At 63.0% G+C, this 14,510-nt stretch carries 13 protein-coding genes; 10 read left to right on the top strand and 3 right to left on the bottom strand.

Annotation, left to right across the window (positions count from 1 at the left end; all coding sequences use genetic code 11):
* Window positions 1–395 precede the first annotated feature (395 nt).
* The 6 genes from IPM84_04325 (at window position 396) to IPM84_04300 (ending at window position 7,134) form a co-directional block, all read left to right on the top strand.
* The gene (locus tag IPM84_04325) at window positions 396–1,535 is read left to right on the top strand and encodes an acyl-CoA dehydrogenase family protein (protein ID MBK9091996.1); all 1,140 of its coding nucleotides are present in this window, start codon (window positions 396–398) and stop codon (window positions 1,533–1,535) included.
* A gap of 63 nt (window positions 1,536–1,598) precedes the next feature.
* Window positions 1,599–2,735 carry a thiolase family protein gene (locus IPM84_04320; protein MBK9091995.1) on the top strand — a complete coding sequence of 379 codons (1,137 nt, stop codon included), beginning with the start codon at window positions 1,599–1,601 and terminating at the stop codon, window positions 2,733–2,735.
* Between the two features lie 268 nt (window positions 2,736–3,003).
* Window positions 3,004–3,345, top strand: coding sequence for a nucleotidyltransferase domain-containing protein (locus tag IPM84_04315; GenBank protein MBK9091994.1), 342 nt, complete (start codon window positions 3,004–3,006; stop codon window positions 3,343–3,345).
* Window positions 3,329–3,718, top strand: a complete 390-nt coding sequence (locus IPM84_04310) for a HEPN domain-containing protein (protein ID MBK9091993.1) — start codon at window positions 3,329–3,331, stop codon at window positions 3,716–3,718. The genes IPM84_04315 and IPM84_04310 overlap by 17 nt, the downstream gene beginning before the upstream one ends.
* A 36-nt stretch (window positions 3,719–3,754) precedes the next feature.
* A complete protein-coding gene (mtnP, locus tag IPM84_04305) occupies window positions 3,755–4,636 on the top strand; it encodes an S-methyl-5'-thioadenosine phosphorylase (protein MBK9091992.1) in 882 nt (293 codons plus the stop codon).
* Between the two features lie 71 nt (window positions 4,637–4,707).
* Entirely contained in the window at window positions 4,708–7,134 is a 2,427-nt protein-coding gene (locus IPM84_04300) for a hypothetical protein (protein ID MBK9091991.1), read from the top strand.
* Window positions 7,135–7,162: 28 nt separating this feature from the next.
* Here the strand turns inward: IPM84_04300 and IPM84_04295 are convergent, their stop codons facing one another.
* The 3 genes from IPM84_04295 to IPM84_04285 form a co-directional block, all read right to left on the bottom strand.
* Window positions 7,163–9,175 carry an amidohydrolase gene (locus IPM84_04295; GenBank protein ID MBK9091990.1) on the bottom strand — a complete coding sequence of 671 codons (2,013 nt, stop codon included), beginning with the start codon at window positions 9,173–9,175 and terminating at the stop codon, window positions 7,163–7,165.
* 83 nt (window positions 9,176–9,258) lie between these two features.
* Window positions 9,259–9,708, bottom strand: a complete 450-nt coding sequence (locus tag IPM84_04290) for a vitamin K epoxide reductase family protein (protein ID MBK9091989.1) — start codon at window positions 9,706–9,708, stop codon at window positions 9,259–9,261.
* 15 nt (window positions 9,709–9,723) lie between these two features.
* The gene (locus IPM84_04285; GenBank protein ID MBK9091988.1) at window positions 9,724–10,437 is read right to left on the bottom strand and encodes a DsbA family protein; all 714 of its coding nucleotides are present in this window, start codon (window positions 10,435–10,437) and stop codon (window positions 9,724–9,726) included.
* A gap of 288 nt (window positions 10,438–10,725) precedes the next feature.
* Between IPM84_04285 and IPM84_04280 the strand changes: the two genes are divergently transcribed.
* The 4 genes from IPM84_04280 (at window position 10,726) to IPM84_04265 (ending at window position 14,501) form a co-directional block, all read left to right on the top strand.
* A complete protein-coding gene (locus IPM84_04280) occupies window positions 10,726–12,348 on the top strand; it encodes an O-antigen ligase family protein (protein MBK9091987.1) in 1,623 nt (540 codons plus the stop codon).
* A 72-nt stretch (window positions 12,349–12,420) separates the two neighbouring features.
* Window positions 12,421–12,861 (top strand): GtrA family protein, encoded by a 441-nt coding sequence (locus tag IPM84_04275; protein MBK9091986.1) that lies wholly within the window; start codon window positions 12,421–12,423, stop codon window positions 12,859–12,861.
* A gap of 21 nt (window positions 12,862–12,882) precedes the next feature.
* The gene (locus IPM84_04270) at window positions 12,883–14,022 is read left to right on the top strand and encodes a glycosyltransferase family 4 protein (protein ID MBK9091985.1); all 1,140 of its coding nucleotides are present in this window, start codon (window positions 12,883–12,885) and stop codon (window positions 14,020–14,022) included.
* A 14-nt stretch (window positions 14,023–14,036) separates the two neighbouring features.
* Complete coding sequence (locus IPM84_04265) at window positions 14,037–14,501, top strand: acyl-CoA thioesterase (protein MBK9091984.1); 465 nt, start codon at window positions 14,037–14,039, stop codon at window positions 14,499–14,501.
* Window positions 14,502–14,510 lie beyond the last annotated feature (9 nt).

Raw genomic sequence — 14,510 nt, 5'->3', positions numbered from 1 at the left:
GGTTTTCCTTTTCGACAACCTTCCGACAACGATGATCCAGCTGGGAGCCGCCCATCCGCAGTCACAACAGGGTGCGTTTCAATTTGGATGCCTGGTCCACGAAGGTGGGCATCGCAATCGTCGCAGCGACTTGCAGTCGTCCGCTCTGCGCAGATGGTGAGGCGTATTGTAGCATGTTTGCCCAGAAGTAAAAATAGGCCGTAGGTCGGCGGGCAGAGTGTCGCAGATCATGACCTTTGGAATTCTGGCGGCCCGAAGTTGCCAAATGCGCGCGTTGTATGGTAAACTGATGACGCGGGGCGTCATCAAAATGCCGCGTGTTACCCTTCGTTTTTTGCCCACCGTGTGATCTTGCGATCAACGGCGATCTATGACACAGTTGTGGAGGCTTCACCATGATTGACTTTACCCTGACCGATGAGCAGCGCATGCTGCGCGACCTGGCGCACGACTTTGCGGTCAAAGACATTCTGCCCGTTGTCGAACACTTCGATAAGAGCGGCGAATTTCCCTGGCCGATCATCAAGAAGGCCCAGGAAATCGGTCTCATGAACCTGAACGTGCCCGAAGCCTATGGCGGGCCGGGCGTGGGCGTCCTGGAGGAGTGCATCGTGGCCGAGGAACTGGCCTGGGCCTGCTCCGGGATTCAGACGGCAACCATGCTCAACCAACTCGCCTGCCTGCCGATCATCATCGGCGGCAGTGAAGAGCAAAAGATGCAGTACCTGGGCGGTTGGGTGATGGACAAGCAAAAAATGCCTGCCTATTGCGTCACCGAGCCAGGCGCCGGCTCTGATGTGGCCGGCATCAAGACGGTGGCCGCGCGGCGCGGAGACACGTATGTCCTCAACGGCACCAAGACCTGGATCACCAACGGCCCGGTGGCCGATCTGTTCGTGGTGCTGGCCAAAGTGGACCCATCCGGCGGTCACCGCGGGCTGAATTTCTTCATCGTCGAACGCGGCTGGGGCGTCAAGACGAGCAAGCCGATCGAGAAGATGGGCCAGCACGCCAGTTGGACGAGCGAAGTGATTATGGAAGATGTGGAAGTGCCGGCGGCCAACCGCATCGGGCCTGAGGGCGCCGGTTTCAAGGTGGCCATGGAGGTCTTCAATAAATCACGCCCGCCCGTGGCGGCCGGCGCGGTCGGCGTGGCACGCCGGGCCATGGAGGAAGCGATCAAGTATGCCAAGGAGCGCAAGGCGTTTGGTCATGCCATCGCCAGCTACCAGGGCATCAGCTTCATGGTGGCCGATATGGCGATGAACATCCATGCTGGCCGTCTGTTGACCTGGCAAGCAGCCTGGCTGGCCGATCAGCACCAGCCTAACGCCAAGGAATCGGCGTTTGCCAAGGCGTTCTGCGCCGACATGGCGATGAAGACCACCACCGACGCGGTGCAGGTTTTTGGCGGCTACGGCTACAGCGCCGAATACCCGGTGGAAAAACTGATGCGCGACGCCAAGATCTACCAGATCTACGAAGGCACATCGCAGATTCAGCGTACCATTATCGCCCGTGAGTTGTTCAAGTAGATCAACTGAGTTGTTCAAGTAGATCAACGCCCAGGCCAAACGAAAAGATAGCGGGAGGAAATAATGCGTGACGTTTACATTGTCTCCGCCGTGCGCACACCGGTCGGTCGCAAAAATGGCGCCTTGAGCGGTCTGCATCCGGTGGCCGTAGCCAGCCTGCCCCTGCAAGAGGTGGTGCGTCGGGTGGACCTCGACCCGGCCGCCGTCGAAGATGTGGTGATGGGCTGTGTGACCCCCATCGGTGAGCAGGGCGCGAACATCGGCCGCCTGGCGGTCCTCAACGCAGGCTGGCCCGTCTCCGTGCCTTCGGTCACACTCAACCGCATGTGCGGCTCCAGTCAACAGGCCATCCACTTTGCGGCCCAGGCCATTGCCGCCGGAGACATGGACATAGCCGTGGGCGCCGGCGTGGAGTGCATGAGCCGCGTGACCATGGGCTCCGACTATCCGGAGCAGTTCTATGCTGGCATCCCCTACGACCTGATTCCGCAGGGCATCTCGGCCGAGTTGATATGCGACAAATGGAACCTCAGCCGTGAGGATCTCGATCGCTACAGCTATGAAAGTCACCAGAAGGCCGCCGCCGCCACCGCCGCCGGCTACTTCAAGGCTGAAATCATGCCGGTAACGGTGGCGCATAACGGCAGCCAGGTCACCCTGGACTACGATGAGGGCTTCCGCAGCAACGTGGATCTGGTGAAGATGGGCCAACTGCGCCCTGCGTTCCGCGCCGATGGTCGCATCACCGCCGCCAGCAGCAGCCAGATCAGCGACGGCGCCGCGGCCGTGCTGTTGGCCAGCGCAGAGGGCCTCAAGCGCCACAACCTGACGCCGCGCGCGCGCATCGTCGCGCGGGTGGTCGTGGGCAGCGACCCGCTCATCATGCTGGATGGCCCCATCCCGGCCACGCGCAAGATTCTGGCCCGGGCCGGCCTGACCATCGAAGACATGGATACCATCGAGATCAACGAGGCCTTCGCCTCGGTGGTACTGGCATGGCTAAAGGAGATCCAGCCGGACCCGGCACGCGTCAATCCCACGGGCGGCGCCATTGCCATCGGTCACCCCCTGGGCGCCACCGGCGCCAAGCTGATGGCCACCATGCTGCACCGCCTCGAACGCACCGGCGGCCGCTATGGCCTGCAAACCATGTGCATCGGCCACGGCATGGCCACTGCCACCATCATCGAGCGCATCTGAGCCACCGTCCTAGCCCCATCCTGTCCCCGGCCCTGACGATTGCGCATCTTGCCACGCACAAGTCGCCCGTCAGGGTCGGGGACATCTTTTTGTACGCCGCGCCAGACTTGCGATTTTGGCGGAACTGGAGAAGCGGTTATAATCGTCATCCTCAAGGCTTCACTGCACAAGCACAATCTGAATGCACCAGGGCGTTTAGCGTATGGACACGCAAATCGCGACAAACGAACAAACAACGATTGAACTGGCCGATATCACTGATCTGGTCATGACGCCGATCGGCTGCGCACTGCCGGTGGCGCGCGCGCTGCCGCTGGCGGTACGCCGTATCGTCGAAAGCCTGCACCCAGAAAAGATCATTCTTTTTGGTTCGTACGCCTACGGCAAACCAACGCCAGACAGCGATGTAGATCTGCTCGTAATCCTTGACACAACAGCGTCGCGCAGCGAGCGCAGTTGGAGTGTCTCGCGCTTACTCATTCCACGCCCTTTTCCAGTTGACATCTTGGTTCGTACTCCCGCTGAGATAGAACAATCGGTCCTCAAGCGCGACTATTTCATCCTGGAGATCCTGTCACAAGGTAGAGTCCTTCATGAGCATCGAAACTGACATACGCGCCTGGGTTGAATTTGCTGAGGCAGATTATGACGCAGCCTGCGCCATGCTGCGTCGTCGCCGACCACTGAATAACCACGCCTGTTTCTGCAGTCAACAATGCGCTGAAAAGTACCTCAAAGCCTTACTCGTTTCCAGGGACGTTGTTGTCCCCAAGACACATGACTTGATTCGATTGAGCGAGTTGTGTGCTAATGTCGGCATTCTGGTCGGTATGGACGATGAAAGATTGAACACATTGGCAGAATATGCGATCACTGCCCGCTATCCCGGTGATGCACCAACTCTGGAGGAGGCGCGTGACGCGCTAACGGTCGCCAAAGCCGTGCGCCGTTTTTCACGAAAATTTCTAGGCCTGACAAAATGAGACCGGCAATCAACATTCGAGAGGTAATCAAGATCAATGACTGACTCATTTCGCATTGGCATCATTGGCGGCAGCGGCGTCTATCAGATGGAAGCGCTGCAAGAGATGCGCGAGATCACCCTGGACACGCCGTTCGGCGCCCCCTCGGACGCCTACATCACCGGGGTGCTGGATGGCACGCCGGTGGCCTTTCTGGCCCGCCACGGTCGCGGGCATCGCATCTCCCCGACCCAACTCAACTCTCGCGCCAATATCTGGGGCTTCAAGGCGCTTGGCGTCGAGTACCTGATCTCCATTTCGGCCTGCGGCTCCTTGCAGGAAGGGATCGCCCCCGGCCACATCGTTGTGCCGGATCAGCTCTTCGACCGCACGCATCTGCGCCCGCTTTCCTTCTTCGATGACCCCACGGCCGGCACCGGTGGCCTGGTCGTGCATGTCTCGCTGGCGGACCCCTTCTGCCCCTTCCTGAGCGACGTGTGTTTGGCCGCGGTGCATGAGACCGGCAATCCGGTACACCAGGGCGGCGTGTTCATCACCATCGAAGGCCCGCGCTTCAGCACCAAAGGCGAAAGCCGCATCTTCCGCCAATGGGGTTGCAGCATCATCGGCATGACGGCCGTGCCCGAAGCGCAGTTGGCGCGTGAGGCCGGCATGAGCTATGCCACGATGGCGCACGTGACCGATTACGACGTGTGGCACGAGACGGAAGAGCCGGTCACGGTGGACGCGGTCATCCGGGTGCTGCTGCACAACGCCGAGGTTGCCAAGACCGCGGTGCGCAATGCCGTGCGTCTGTTATCCACGGCCGGCCCCAGTCCGCAGGCTGACGCGCTCAAGGATGCCATCATCACCGACCGCAGCCGGATTCCGGCGCAGACGAAAACACGCCTGGAGATGCTGATCGGGAAGTATTTGTAGACGCGAACGGACTTCGGAAGTCTGAGGGAAATGAGGGTCCGGGAGACTTCGGAAGTCTGAGGGTTGAAGCGTTGCCCACACCCAAGCACCTGGACTGGCAAATTGGTGAAGAGACCTGGGGACAGCGCGTGACGGAAGCGCCGCGACGCCGCCTGCCGCCTCTCCGCCCCTGGCTGCTGATCCTGCTTGCGGTTGCATTGGTTTGGGGCTGGTGGCGCGTGATTCGCCCGGCCGATGTGTACCCCGCGTCCACGCCGCTGCCGGCCACGGTGACGACGCCGACTCCGGTCGCCACGCCGACGCGGCTGCCGCGGGCCAGCAGCCGTCTATACCACATTCTACAGACCGAAAAAGGCACGCGCAGCCTGGTGGTGTTCAATCCCCTCCTGGGCAGTGTGGTGCGCCGGCTGCCGGTCGGCAATACGCCGCAGTTCACCCTCTCGCCTGACGGCGCCACGCTCTATCTGGCCGATTTTGTCACCACAACCGGCGGCACGACGAGCCGCCTGCGCATTTTCGACACCCGTTCGTGGTCCATGCTGCGCCAGACCGAATTGCCCAACCGGGTGCGCTGGCCGCGCAACGCCGGCCCGCCCGCGTTGATTATGGCGCCCGATGGCCTGGCCATTTACGCCCAACGCCTGATCAGCCAGACCTATACCGTTGACCGCCTTGATCCCATGACCGGGGAGTTGGCCGCTTCTGGCGTCGCTGAGCCGCTGGCGAGCACTGAAACCTGCGGCGAGGTGCGCTTTGTCTTTGCCGCAGCCAACGGCCGCTGGCTGTATGACCTGTGTCGCAACGGGGTGCTGCACTTCAACGATCTGCAGCGCCGCACCGTGAGCCGCAGCCTGAGCCTGCCGCTGGCGCCGTCGCCACAGAGTCAGGCGCCGGTGACGCACAGCCTGGCCGGCGCGGTGATGTCGGCCGACAGCCAATTTTTGTACACCGTGACCGAAGATGGCATCCTGACCGAGGTAGATTTGAGCGCTGGCCGGGTGGTGAGTGAGGTGCTGTTGCCGCTGCAGGCCGGGCATCGCGTGATGCCCTTCCAGGTGGCACAACTGGAGACGCCGCACAGCCTGGTGTTGGGCTTGAGTCATGGCAGCGAAGGCGAGGCGGGGCTGGCCAGCGAAATCTGGTTCTACAACCTGGAAACGCGGGAGCTTGCCAACCAGTGGGTGGTTGACCCCCCATTCGCCAACCTGGCCGTCAGCCCCGATTTGTGGGAAGTGGAGACTCCTCTCTCCAGCCTGGCCCTGCACAGTAACGACCAGGTGCTGGTGACCAGCGACCCGTACGGGCAGCAGTTGGTGGTATACAACCTGCTGACCGGCGCCAAGCTGCGCACCATCACCGACAGCGGCAGCGCGTGGTCCAGCCTGGTGCTGGCGCCCGCACCGGCCACAGCACAGTCAGCCCAGGCTACTTCGCACGAGCGCCTGTACCTGGTGGATGCCGGCGGTCCGGAGCTGGGGGCGAGCGTCCATGTGATTGACGCCGACAGCAACCAGCAAATGTACGCCATCACCGTCACGTACGCGGCGGCGATGCAAGCGCCTGAGGTGGCCGTCACCCTGATGGGCGATCGGCTGTGGCTGCTGGACGGGGCAGAGCAAGCGGGGCAGAATCGCCTGCATCTGCTCGACACAGCATCCGGTCTTGAGTTGGCGCAGATGACGATACTCAATCGGTTGACGCGACGCACAGCGGGCGGCTGGCCGCCGCTCATCAGCAGCGATCTCGGCAGCCATGTCATGGTGCAGCACGCCACGCCGGTCAGTTCGGCGGTGTGGCTGGAGAATTACCTGGCGACGCCGCCAGGAATCAGTCAACAGGTGGAGGCGCCCTTCTGGTACAAGACGCCGTTGTGCGGGCCGTCGCACTTGCTGTGGCGCGCGTCGGCCCAGCAACTGCTGGTGCTGTGCCAGCCAGAGACAGGCCCGGCGCGGCTCACCGTACTGCCGCTGGACACCCGCCGCCCGATGCAGACGCTGACCTTGCCCGCGGTGCTGCAAGTGCGCAGCGGTGTGCTCTCACCCGATGAATCCATCCTCTACGCGCTGGCCGATGGGCCGGCGGTGTTGCCCATTCACCTGGAGCCGCTGCTGGCTGACGCACCGGTCCCTCTCGCCATTTTTGACATTGTGGGCCAGCCGTTGGGCCAGCCGGTGCTGAGCGCCGACGGCAACACGCTCTACCTGGCGCTGACCTTCCCGGCCGATCCGCTGGCGTTCAACACCCTGTTGGGTACGGCCTGGGCGGTGGACACGCAGAACTGGCGGCTCAAGACACGGCTCGGCATGGAGCGCACCTTCATTGATTTGGGCCTCAGCCAGGACGGTCAACGCCTGTACGCGTTGGACGCCACTATTGCCCTGAACGCCTACACGCACAACATCTTCGTCTTCGACACGCAGCTCAATGTCCTCATCCGTAAAATTCCGAACGAAGCCGTCAACCCGGTGCGCCTCATCGTCGCCCCCGCGCCGCCGTGAGCAGGTTACCGAGCCCGCGTGGGCGACCTCACCAGGCCAGGGAGGTGTACTCGCCCAGGCGCCGGCTGCGCAGGTTGATCTTGAGCAGGCGCAGAATCTCGCCGATCAGATCGGCCTTCTTTTCCGCGTCCGCGCGTGACCAGGTGCGACTCTTGATCTCCAGAAACGGTGTGCTGACCATCGGCTTGCTCAGGCGGTCGAAGTTCAGCGCAAATTCCTCACCCTTGTAGCGCACCCAGTAGCGCGTGCGCCACTTGATGATCTCACGCACACGGTCGGGCTGGAAATACTCCTGGTAGAAACGCAGGGAATGGACCGCGGCCGCCAGGTAGTGCGAACGCGAGAGAATAACCGAATCGGCATACTCGCGCTCCTTCGTCTCCCCAATCACCGTCAGGTAGTAGTGCGGCTCGATGGATGGCCCTGGCCCCATGCCCTGGCGCCCATCCTCCGGCTCCACGATCTTGTTGTCCTCGCGGTAGCGCACATAGCCGCCCATCTTGCCCTGGTCGAACAGGAAATAGGTGTCGAACTGCTGGCGTACGCTGCGCCGGATGATTTCGAACGGCGCCTGGTGCAGCAGCTCCTCGAGCGGGCGCAGGTCATCCACTTCCACTTTCACCTGCACCTCGAACGACTCCTGCAAGGACTGCTGCATGTCGAGATCGCTCACCGCCAGCAGCTTATCGAGCAGGCTCTGCTCGCGCTGGCTAATGAAGGTGTTGATGCGGGCGGCAAACTCGGTTGCCTTCTCGATCACGAGAGGCACGTCAATCGTCAGATACTGACCGTCACGTAGCAGCCATTGACCATCTACCATCACGTGGCAGACATCGCTGGCCTTGGCCGCGTAAACCAGGTGCGAATAGATGTGAGCCGGGCTGAGTTGGTAGCGTGGGTTGAGGTGTGGCGCCTTCATGTCCACCACGGTCAGGTCTGCGCGCTTGCCTACTTCCAACGAGCCGATCAGATGATCGAGATGGACTGCGCGCGCCTCGATTGTGGCCATGGCAAAGACATCACGCGCTGGCAGCAGCGTGGGGTCGCCCATCGTTCCTTTGGGCAGGAAGGCCGCCAGGCGCATTTCCTCGAACATATCCTGGTCGTTGTTGCTGGCCTGACCATCGGTGCCCAGACCCACGTGTACGCCCAGGCTGCGCAGGCGCACCACAGGCGCCACCCCGCTGGCGAGCTTCATATTGCTCGACGGGTTGTGCGCGACGCCGGTGCGTGTGTTCGCCAGGATGCGCATTTCGCCATCGTCCAGGTGTACACAGTGCGCGGCGATGACTTTGGCCTGGAAAAGGCCCAGGCGATTGACATAGGCGATAGGCGGATCGCCATGCTCCTTGCGGCTGTTCATCACCTCCAGCGACGTCTCGCAGAGGTGGATGTGCAGCGGCACGTTGAACTCCACCGCCAGGTTGACGCAGGCCTCGAGCATTTCCGGCGTGGAGGTGTACGGCGCGTGCGGCGCCACCGACGGCACGATGCGCGGATGGTGGCGCCAACGTTCGATGAACTGCCGGCAGTAGGCCAGGCTCTCATCGTAGCTGGCTGCATCGGGCGACGGGAAGCGCAGAATCGTCTGCCCCAGAATGGCGCGCATGCCGACCGCGTCCACCGCGCGGGCCACGGCATCCTCGTAGTAGTACATATCGTTGAAACAGGTGACGCCGGAGCGAATCATCTCGGCACACGAGAGCAACGTGCCCCAATGACAGAAGTCCTCGCCCACGTACTCCCGCTCCACCGGCATCATGTAGCCGAGCAGCCAGACATCCAGGCGCAAGTCATCGGCCAGGCCGCGCAGCAGGCTCATCGGCACGTGCGTATGCGCGTTGATCAGCCCCGGCATGATCACTTGCCCGGCACAGTCAACCATCTGCGGCGCCACGTAACGGCTCAAAATCGTCGCGGCCGGCCCCACCGCGACCACCTGCCCCTCGCGCACCGCCACGGCGCCATCGGCCACGATTTCCTCTTTGGCGTTCATCGTAACCACGATGCCGCCGTGTACAATGGTGTCCACGCTGATCATTAGCCCGCTATCCTTTCACGAGACAACCGATGAGCTTTCTCAGTCCTGCAGGGTCGTTTGCGTTGGCCATGGTTCCTGCTCCTTTAGCTGGCGCTGGTCAAAGCCTGGCGTGCGCTGATGAACAGCAGCACGGTCATGAGGATGGCCGAGGCCACGCACCAGGGACAGATCGCCTTGATAACGAACAGTTCCAGGTAGGTCAGATAGGCCGAATAGAGAAAGCCAAACAGGATGATGCCGAAGCTAAGCATCGGCGCCAGGTCCGCGTACGGTCGCTGCTCATCCTGGCTCCACCACCAGAGAGCGATGATCGCCAGGTAGCTCAGCAGGCCCAGGATAGAGATCGGAATGCCCAGGATGACCGAATAGGGGCTGTTCTGCACCGCTTCGCACTCGCCCAAGCCCAGGCAGACCGCCTGCGTGGCACTGAGCTTGACGTAGGCCAGGTAGCCAGAAATGCCCGCGCCCAGCAGGGCGAGGATCGGTGTCGCCAGGCCCCAACGCCGGGCGGTTACAATTGCTGTGTCTGACATTGCACTCCTGTGGCCTCAATTGCCCAGCGCGGCTTCGATCGCCGCCTTGACCTGCTGATAGTCTTGCCCGTTGTCCAGCTTCTTGTCGTTGACAAAAACCGCCGGCGTGCCGGTCACACCCTTGTCCGTGCCCTCTTGCATCTCGCGGTAGATCTGCTCGACGTAGTTGCCCGTATCCACACAGGCGTCGAACTGGCTCAGGTCCAGCCCTGCGATACGCTTGCCCAAGGCTTTGAGATTGGTCTTGCTGACCGTGTCGCGGCCTTGCAGCCCCTGCTGCTCGAACAACAGGTCGTGGTAGGGCCAGAAGAAGCCCTGCTCGCCGGCGCACTCCGACGCATTGGCCGCGTCGTACGATTCCCGGCTGATGACGATGAAATGCCGATAGTCATAACGCACCTTGCCGGTATCCACAAACTCAGGCAGGAGCGATGACTCCACGGCCTGCATGTAGGACTTGCAGTGCGAGCACTGGAAATCAGAGTAAACGGCCACGGTCACCGCGGCGTCGGCCGGGCCGGCTTCTGATCCCGCTTGGGTGGCAGGCCCGCCGCTGACTGCCGCGTTACTCCCACGCAGGAGTGTCTGCTGCAGGATGATGATCAGCGCAACGGCCAGGACGACCCCGGTTACGATCAGCAGCAACGCATTGCGCGAAAGTCCACCCGCGCTGCCTGCACGCACGGCGCCCTCGCTGCTCTGTTTGCCAATGGTTGATTTCTTCGCCATTCGATTTTCTCTCCTGTCTTGATGTCCACGAGCAACCGGGTTCCTGGGCAGGGGGCGTGAGAATGAGCAGCAGGAAGACCTGGTTTGTTTCGTGTTTACGGCCAGGACCACACGATCATGACCCATAGCGCACAGTATACCGTCAAACGGCAGCTTCGTCAACGAAAGCAGCGACCAAAAAAATGAGAGAAACTTAAACTGTGACCCCGCAGGCATTTTGACGGGAAGCTCACCATCGGAGTAGAATGCAGACCGCGCGGCAAGGAGCGCCTTTCCAGAAGAAATCTCATGCTACACTTGGTTGCACGACGTGTCTCGATCATTGGCCTGCTGGCGCTGTTGGCGCTTCTGCTGGCGCGGGCGCCGCTGACCGGGCTGAGCGTGGCGCTGGTCGCTCTCAGCCTCGGCCTGGCCGTTTTCATACGCCCGGCGCTGGGACTGCTCCTGCTGGCGTTCAGCGTGCCCTTCAGCACGGTCGGTGAGATCACCCTGGCCGGCGCGGCCGTTGGCCCCAGCGAAGCCCTGCTGGCGCTGACCCTGGCCGCGTGGCTGGCGCAGCGCCTGGCCGCCGGCCGCCTGGTTCTGCCGCGCCCCTGGCGTCGCCTTGATCCTCGCGCGGCGTCCACCGGTGAGGCCGCGGTCGCACCACTGCTGCTGCCCCTACTTCTGTACTGCGCCGCGCTGGCCTTCTCGCTGCTGCCGGCCACCTCCCTGGCTGACGCCGCGCCTGAATTGTTCAAATGGCTTGAAACCCTCATTCTCTACCTGGTCGCCGTTGACCTCCTGACCCCGATCGGCCACAGAGCGGTTGAAGAAGCGATTGAAATCGCCCCGAATTCATTCGGCGGCCCGGTCGCCCCGAATTCATTCGGCGTTCTTCTGATCGTCGCGCTGCTGCTGGCCGGTGTCCTGCAGGCCGCCGTGGGGCTTTATCAGTTCATCACGCAGAGCGGGCCGCCGGCCTTTCAGATCTTGGGACGCTTTCTACGCGCCTACGGCACCTTCCGCCAGCCCAACCCCTACGCCGGCTACCTGGGGCTGATCTTGCCGCTGGCGCTTTCGTTGTTCTGGTGGGCGTTGGCACAGATGGTCGCAGCCTGGCCAGGTCGCTTCACGCCGTCCCCCCGCGCTGAACCACCGCGTCGTTCATTCGCGGCAGCCAGCGCACTGGCCGCCGCAGCCCTCGTCGTGACGGCGCTGATTGCGGCCGGCGCGTTGGCCAGTTGGTCACGCGGGGCCTGGCTGGGCATTGGCGCCGGGGTTGTGACGGTCACCGCGCTGCGCAGCCGCCGCACCTTTGGCCTCAGCCTGGCCCTGGCCGGCGCGCTGACCGTGCTGCTGCTGGCCCGCGGCGGCTTCGACACGGGCGCGCTCGGTGGGCGCCTGGCGCAGGTCGGCGACTATCTCGGCGGTTTCGACGTGACGACCGTAGAGGTCAACGATGACAACTTCGCCGTCGTCGAGCGGGTTGCGCATTGGGTCGCCGCCCAGCGCATGATCGCACAGGCGCCCTGGCAAGGCGTCGGCGTGGGTAACTACGCCGCGGTTTATCCACAGGTGGCCTTGCCGCGCTGGCAGGACCCGCTGGGCCATGCGCACAACATCTACCTCAACACCTGGGCCGAAGCCGGTCTGCCCGGTCTGCTGACCTACGTCCTGCTGTGGCTGCTGGCGGCCTGGCAAGCCGTCCGCCTGGCCTACGATCGCCAGACTGACGCCCTGGGCCGCGCCGTGGCGCTGGGCGTCCTCGGCGCCATCGTTCACCTCTCCATCCACAACCTGTTCGACAATCTCCTCGTGCAACGCCTCTATCTGCACATGGCCCTGCTGCTGGCCTTGCTGGCCTCGCCGCCGGCCGCGCCCCTCAATCAGGGGCCAGCGGACACCGCAACGCGTCAGCGGTCTGTTTGACAAGCCATCGAGAAACCCTATACTAGCGCCTGCATGTATTCTGACCGATGATCTGCGTGTTCGAGGGTGTGCATGGTTCCTGATTCAACTCTGCTGGCGCGTGCCAACCGCAAGGAAATGGGACGCTTTCTCAAGTTCGCCGTGGTCGGCGCCATTGGTGCGGTCGTTGACTTCGGCGTGCTCAATTTCCTGGTGCTCGTGGCGGGCCTGGCCCCCTTGCAGGCCAACCCGTTCAGCTTCAGCGCGGCCGTCATCAGTAATTTCACCTGGAATCGCCTGTGGACCTACCCCGAAAGCCGCAAATTCAAGAAACGCGCCCAATTGCCCAAGTTCATCCTGGTCAACCTGGTCGGTCTCGGCATCAACCAACTGGTGCTGGGCGTCGTGCTGCACCTGGTCGAGCCGCTCATCCCGCATCCCTGGGATTACAACTTCGCCAAAGCCTTTGCCATCGGCGTCGTGCTCTTCTGGAACTTTGGAGTCAACCGGCTGTGGACCTACCGCGATATCTGAGCGGCGACGAAAGCCATCATCATGCGTATCGCGCTTGACTACACACCGGCCCTGCGCCAGGGCGCCGGTATTGGCCGCTACACCCAGGGGCTGGTTTCCGGGCTGGCTACGCTGACGCCCCGGCCTGACATCACCCTGCTGCTGGCAGCCGACGTTGCAGCGCCCGCGCCTGACCGCGCCAACCCCGCGCTGCCCTTTGCTCAGCGCCGCCTGCCGCTGTCTTCCCGGCAGCAGGCCATTCTCTGGCACCGGCTGCACGTGCCGCTGCCGCTCGAATGGCTGGCTGGCCGCTTCGATCTGTTCCATGCGCCCGATTTCGTCCTCCCACCCTTGCGCCACGCGCAGGGCGTGATCACCGTGCATGATTTGTCGTTCCTGCGCGTGCCAGAGTGCGCCGATGCGCGCCTCGTTGCCTATCTCACCCACGCCGTGCCGCACGCGCTGCGCCGCGCCAGCCGCATCCTGGCCGATTCCCAAAGTACGCAGCGTGACCTGAGCGCGCTGCTGGATGTGGACCCGGCGCGCATTGATGTCGTCTATCCCGGCATCGGCCCGCGTTACCGGCCGGTGACCGATGGGGATCAACGCCGCGCCGTGGCCGCACGCTACCAACTCGACGGCCCCTTCATCCTGAGCGTCGGCACGCTGGAACCGCGCAAGAACTACCCGCGTCTCATCAGCGCATTTGCACAACTGCGCCGCCAAAGTGGTGCGCCGCACACCCTGGTCATCGGCGGCGGCAAGGGTTGGTTGACGGAGAGCATCTTCGCCCAGGTTGAACGGGAGGGAGTGGCGTCGTTCGTGCGCTTTCTCGGTTATGTCAATGAGGACGACCTGCCCACGCTCTACAGCCTGGCCGATCTGGTCGCCTTTCCCAGTCGTTACGAAGGCTTCGGCATCCCGGTCATCGAAGCGATGGCCTGTGGCGCCCCGGTGGTCTGCGCAGATAACTCGTCGCTGCCGGAAGCAGCCGGCGATGCCGCCCTCCTGATCAACGCCGATGACACCGCCGGCCTGGCCGCGGCCCTGGAACGCGGGCTGACCGACCGCGCCTGGCGGGAGACCGCGCAGCACAAGGGATTTGCCCAAGCGGCGCGCTTCACCTGGCACGCCTCGGCCACCCAACTCCTGGCCGCCTACGCCCGGGCTAACCTGACCTGAAACAGGAAAAAATCATGGACCCACGCTCACCCAAAGATTCGCAAACTGAACTCAGCAGTTTCATGCATCCGGAAGATGCCAACTCGCAAGGCAACGTCCACGGCGGCTCCATCATGAAACTGGTGGATGAAGCCGGCGCGTTGGCCGCTATGCGCCACTCCCGTCGTCCCTGCGTCACCGTCGCCATTGATTCGATGACCTTCGACGCACCGATGCTGGTGGGCGATTTGGTCGTCCTCGAAGCGTGCGTCACCTACGTGGGACGCACCAGTATCGAGGCGATGGTCACGGTGTACGCGGAAAAAATCCTGACCGGTCAGCGCATGTTGACCAACACCGCCTTCGTGGTCTACGTAGCGCTGGACGATCAACGGCGGCCGACCGAGGTAGCGCCGCTGTTGTTGGTCAGCGAGCAGGAGAAGCGGCGTTTCGATCAGGGGCGCGCGCCAACAGGAGCGCCTGGCGCGGGCGCGCCGTGACAAGGAATC

Origin of the sequence: Candidatus Amarolinea dominans, assembly GCA_016719785.1 — a bacterium.
Taxonomy (GTDB): Bacteria; Chloroflexota; Anaerolineae; order SSC4; family Amarolineaceae; genus Amarolinea; species Amarolinea dominans.
The sequence above is the reverse complement of the archived record's forward strand: the minus strand, read 5'-3'. Positions and strand labels throughout refer to the sequence as shown.

Coding starts and splice junctions, on each gene's coding strand:
- IPM84_04280 (MBK9091987.1), top strand. CDS start 10,726: ATGCTACACTTGGTTGCACGACGTGTCTCGATCATTGGCCTGCTGGCG.
- IPM84_04310 (MBK9091993.1), top strand. CDS start 3,329: ATGAGCATCGAAACTGACATACGCGCCTGGGTTGAATTTGCTGAGGCA.
- IPM84_04320 (MBK9091995.1), top strand. CDS start 1,599: ATGCGTGACGTTTACATTGTCTCCGCCGTGCGCACACCGGTCGGTCGC.
- IPM84_04270 (MBK9091985.1), top strand. CDS start 12,883: ATGCGTATCGCGCTTGACTACACACCGGCCCTGCGCCAGGGCGCCGGT.
- IPM84_04290 (MBK9091989.1), bottom strand. CDS start 9,708: ATGTCAGACACAGCAATTGTAACCGCCCGGCGTTGGGGCCTGGCGACA.
- IPM84_04265 (MBK9091984.1), top strand. CDS start 14,037: ATGGACCCACGCTCACCCAAAGATTCGCAAACTGAACTCAGCAGTTTC.
- IPM84_04315 (MBK9091994.1), top strand. CDS start 3,004: ATGACGCCGATCGGCTGCGCACTGCCGGTGGCGCGCGCGCTGCCGCTG.
- IPM84_04275 (MBK9091986.1), top strand. CDS start 12,421: ATGGTTCCTGATTCAACTCTGCTGGCGCGTGCCAACCGCAAGGAAATG.
- IPM84_04295 (MBK9091990.1), bottom strand. CDS start 9,175: ATGATCAGCGTGGACACCATTGTACACGGCGGCATCGTGGTTACGATG.
- IPM84_04325 (MBK9091996.1), top strand. CDS start 396: ATGATTGACTTTACCCTGACCGATGAGCAGCGCATGCTGCGCGACCTG.
- IPM84_04285 (MBK9091988.1), bottom strand. CDS start 10,437: ATGGCGAAGAAATCAACCATTGGCAAACAGAGCAGCGAGGGCGCCGTG.
- mtnP (MBK9091992.1), top strand. CDS start 3,755: ATGACTGACTCATTTCGCATTGGCATCATTGGCGGCAGCGGCGTCTAT.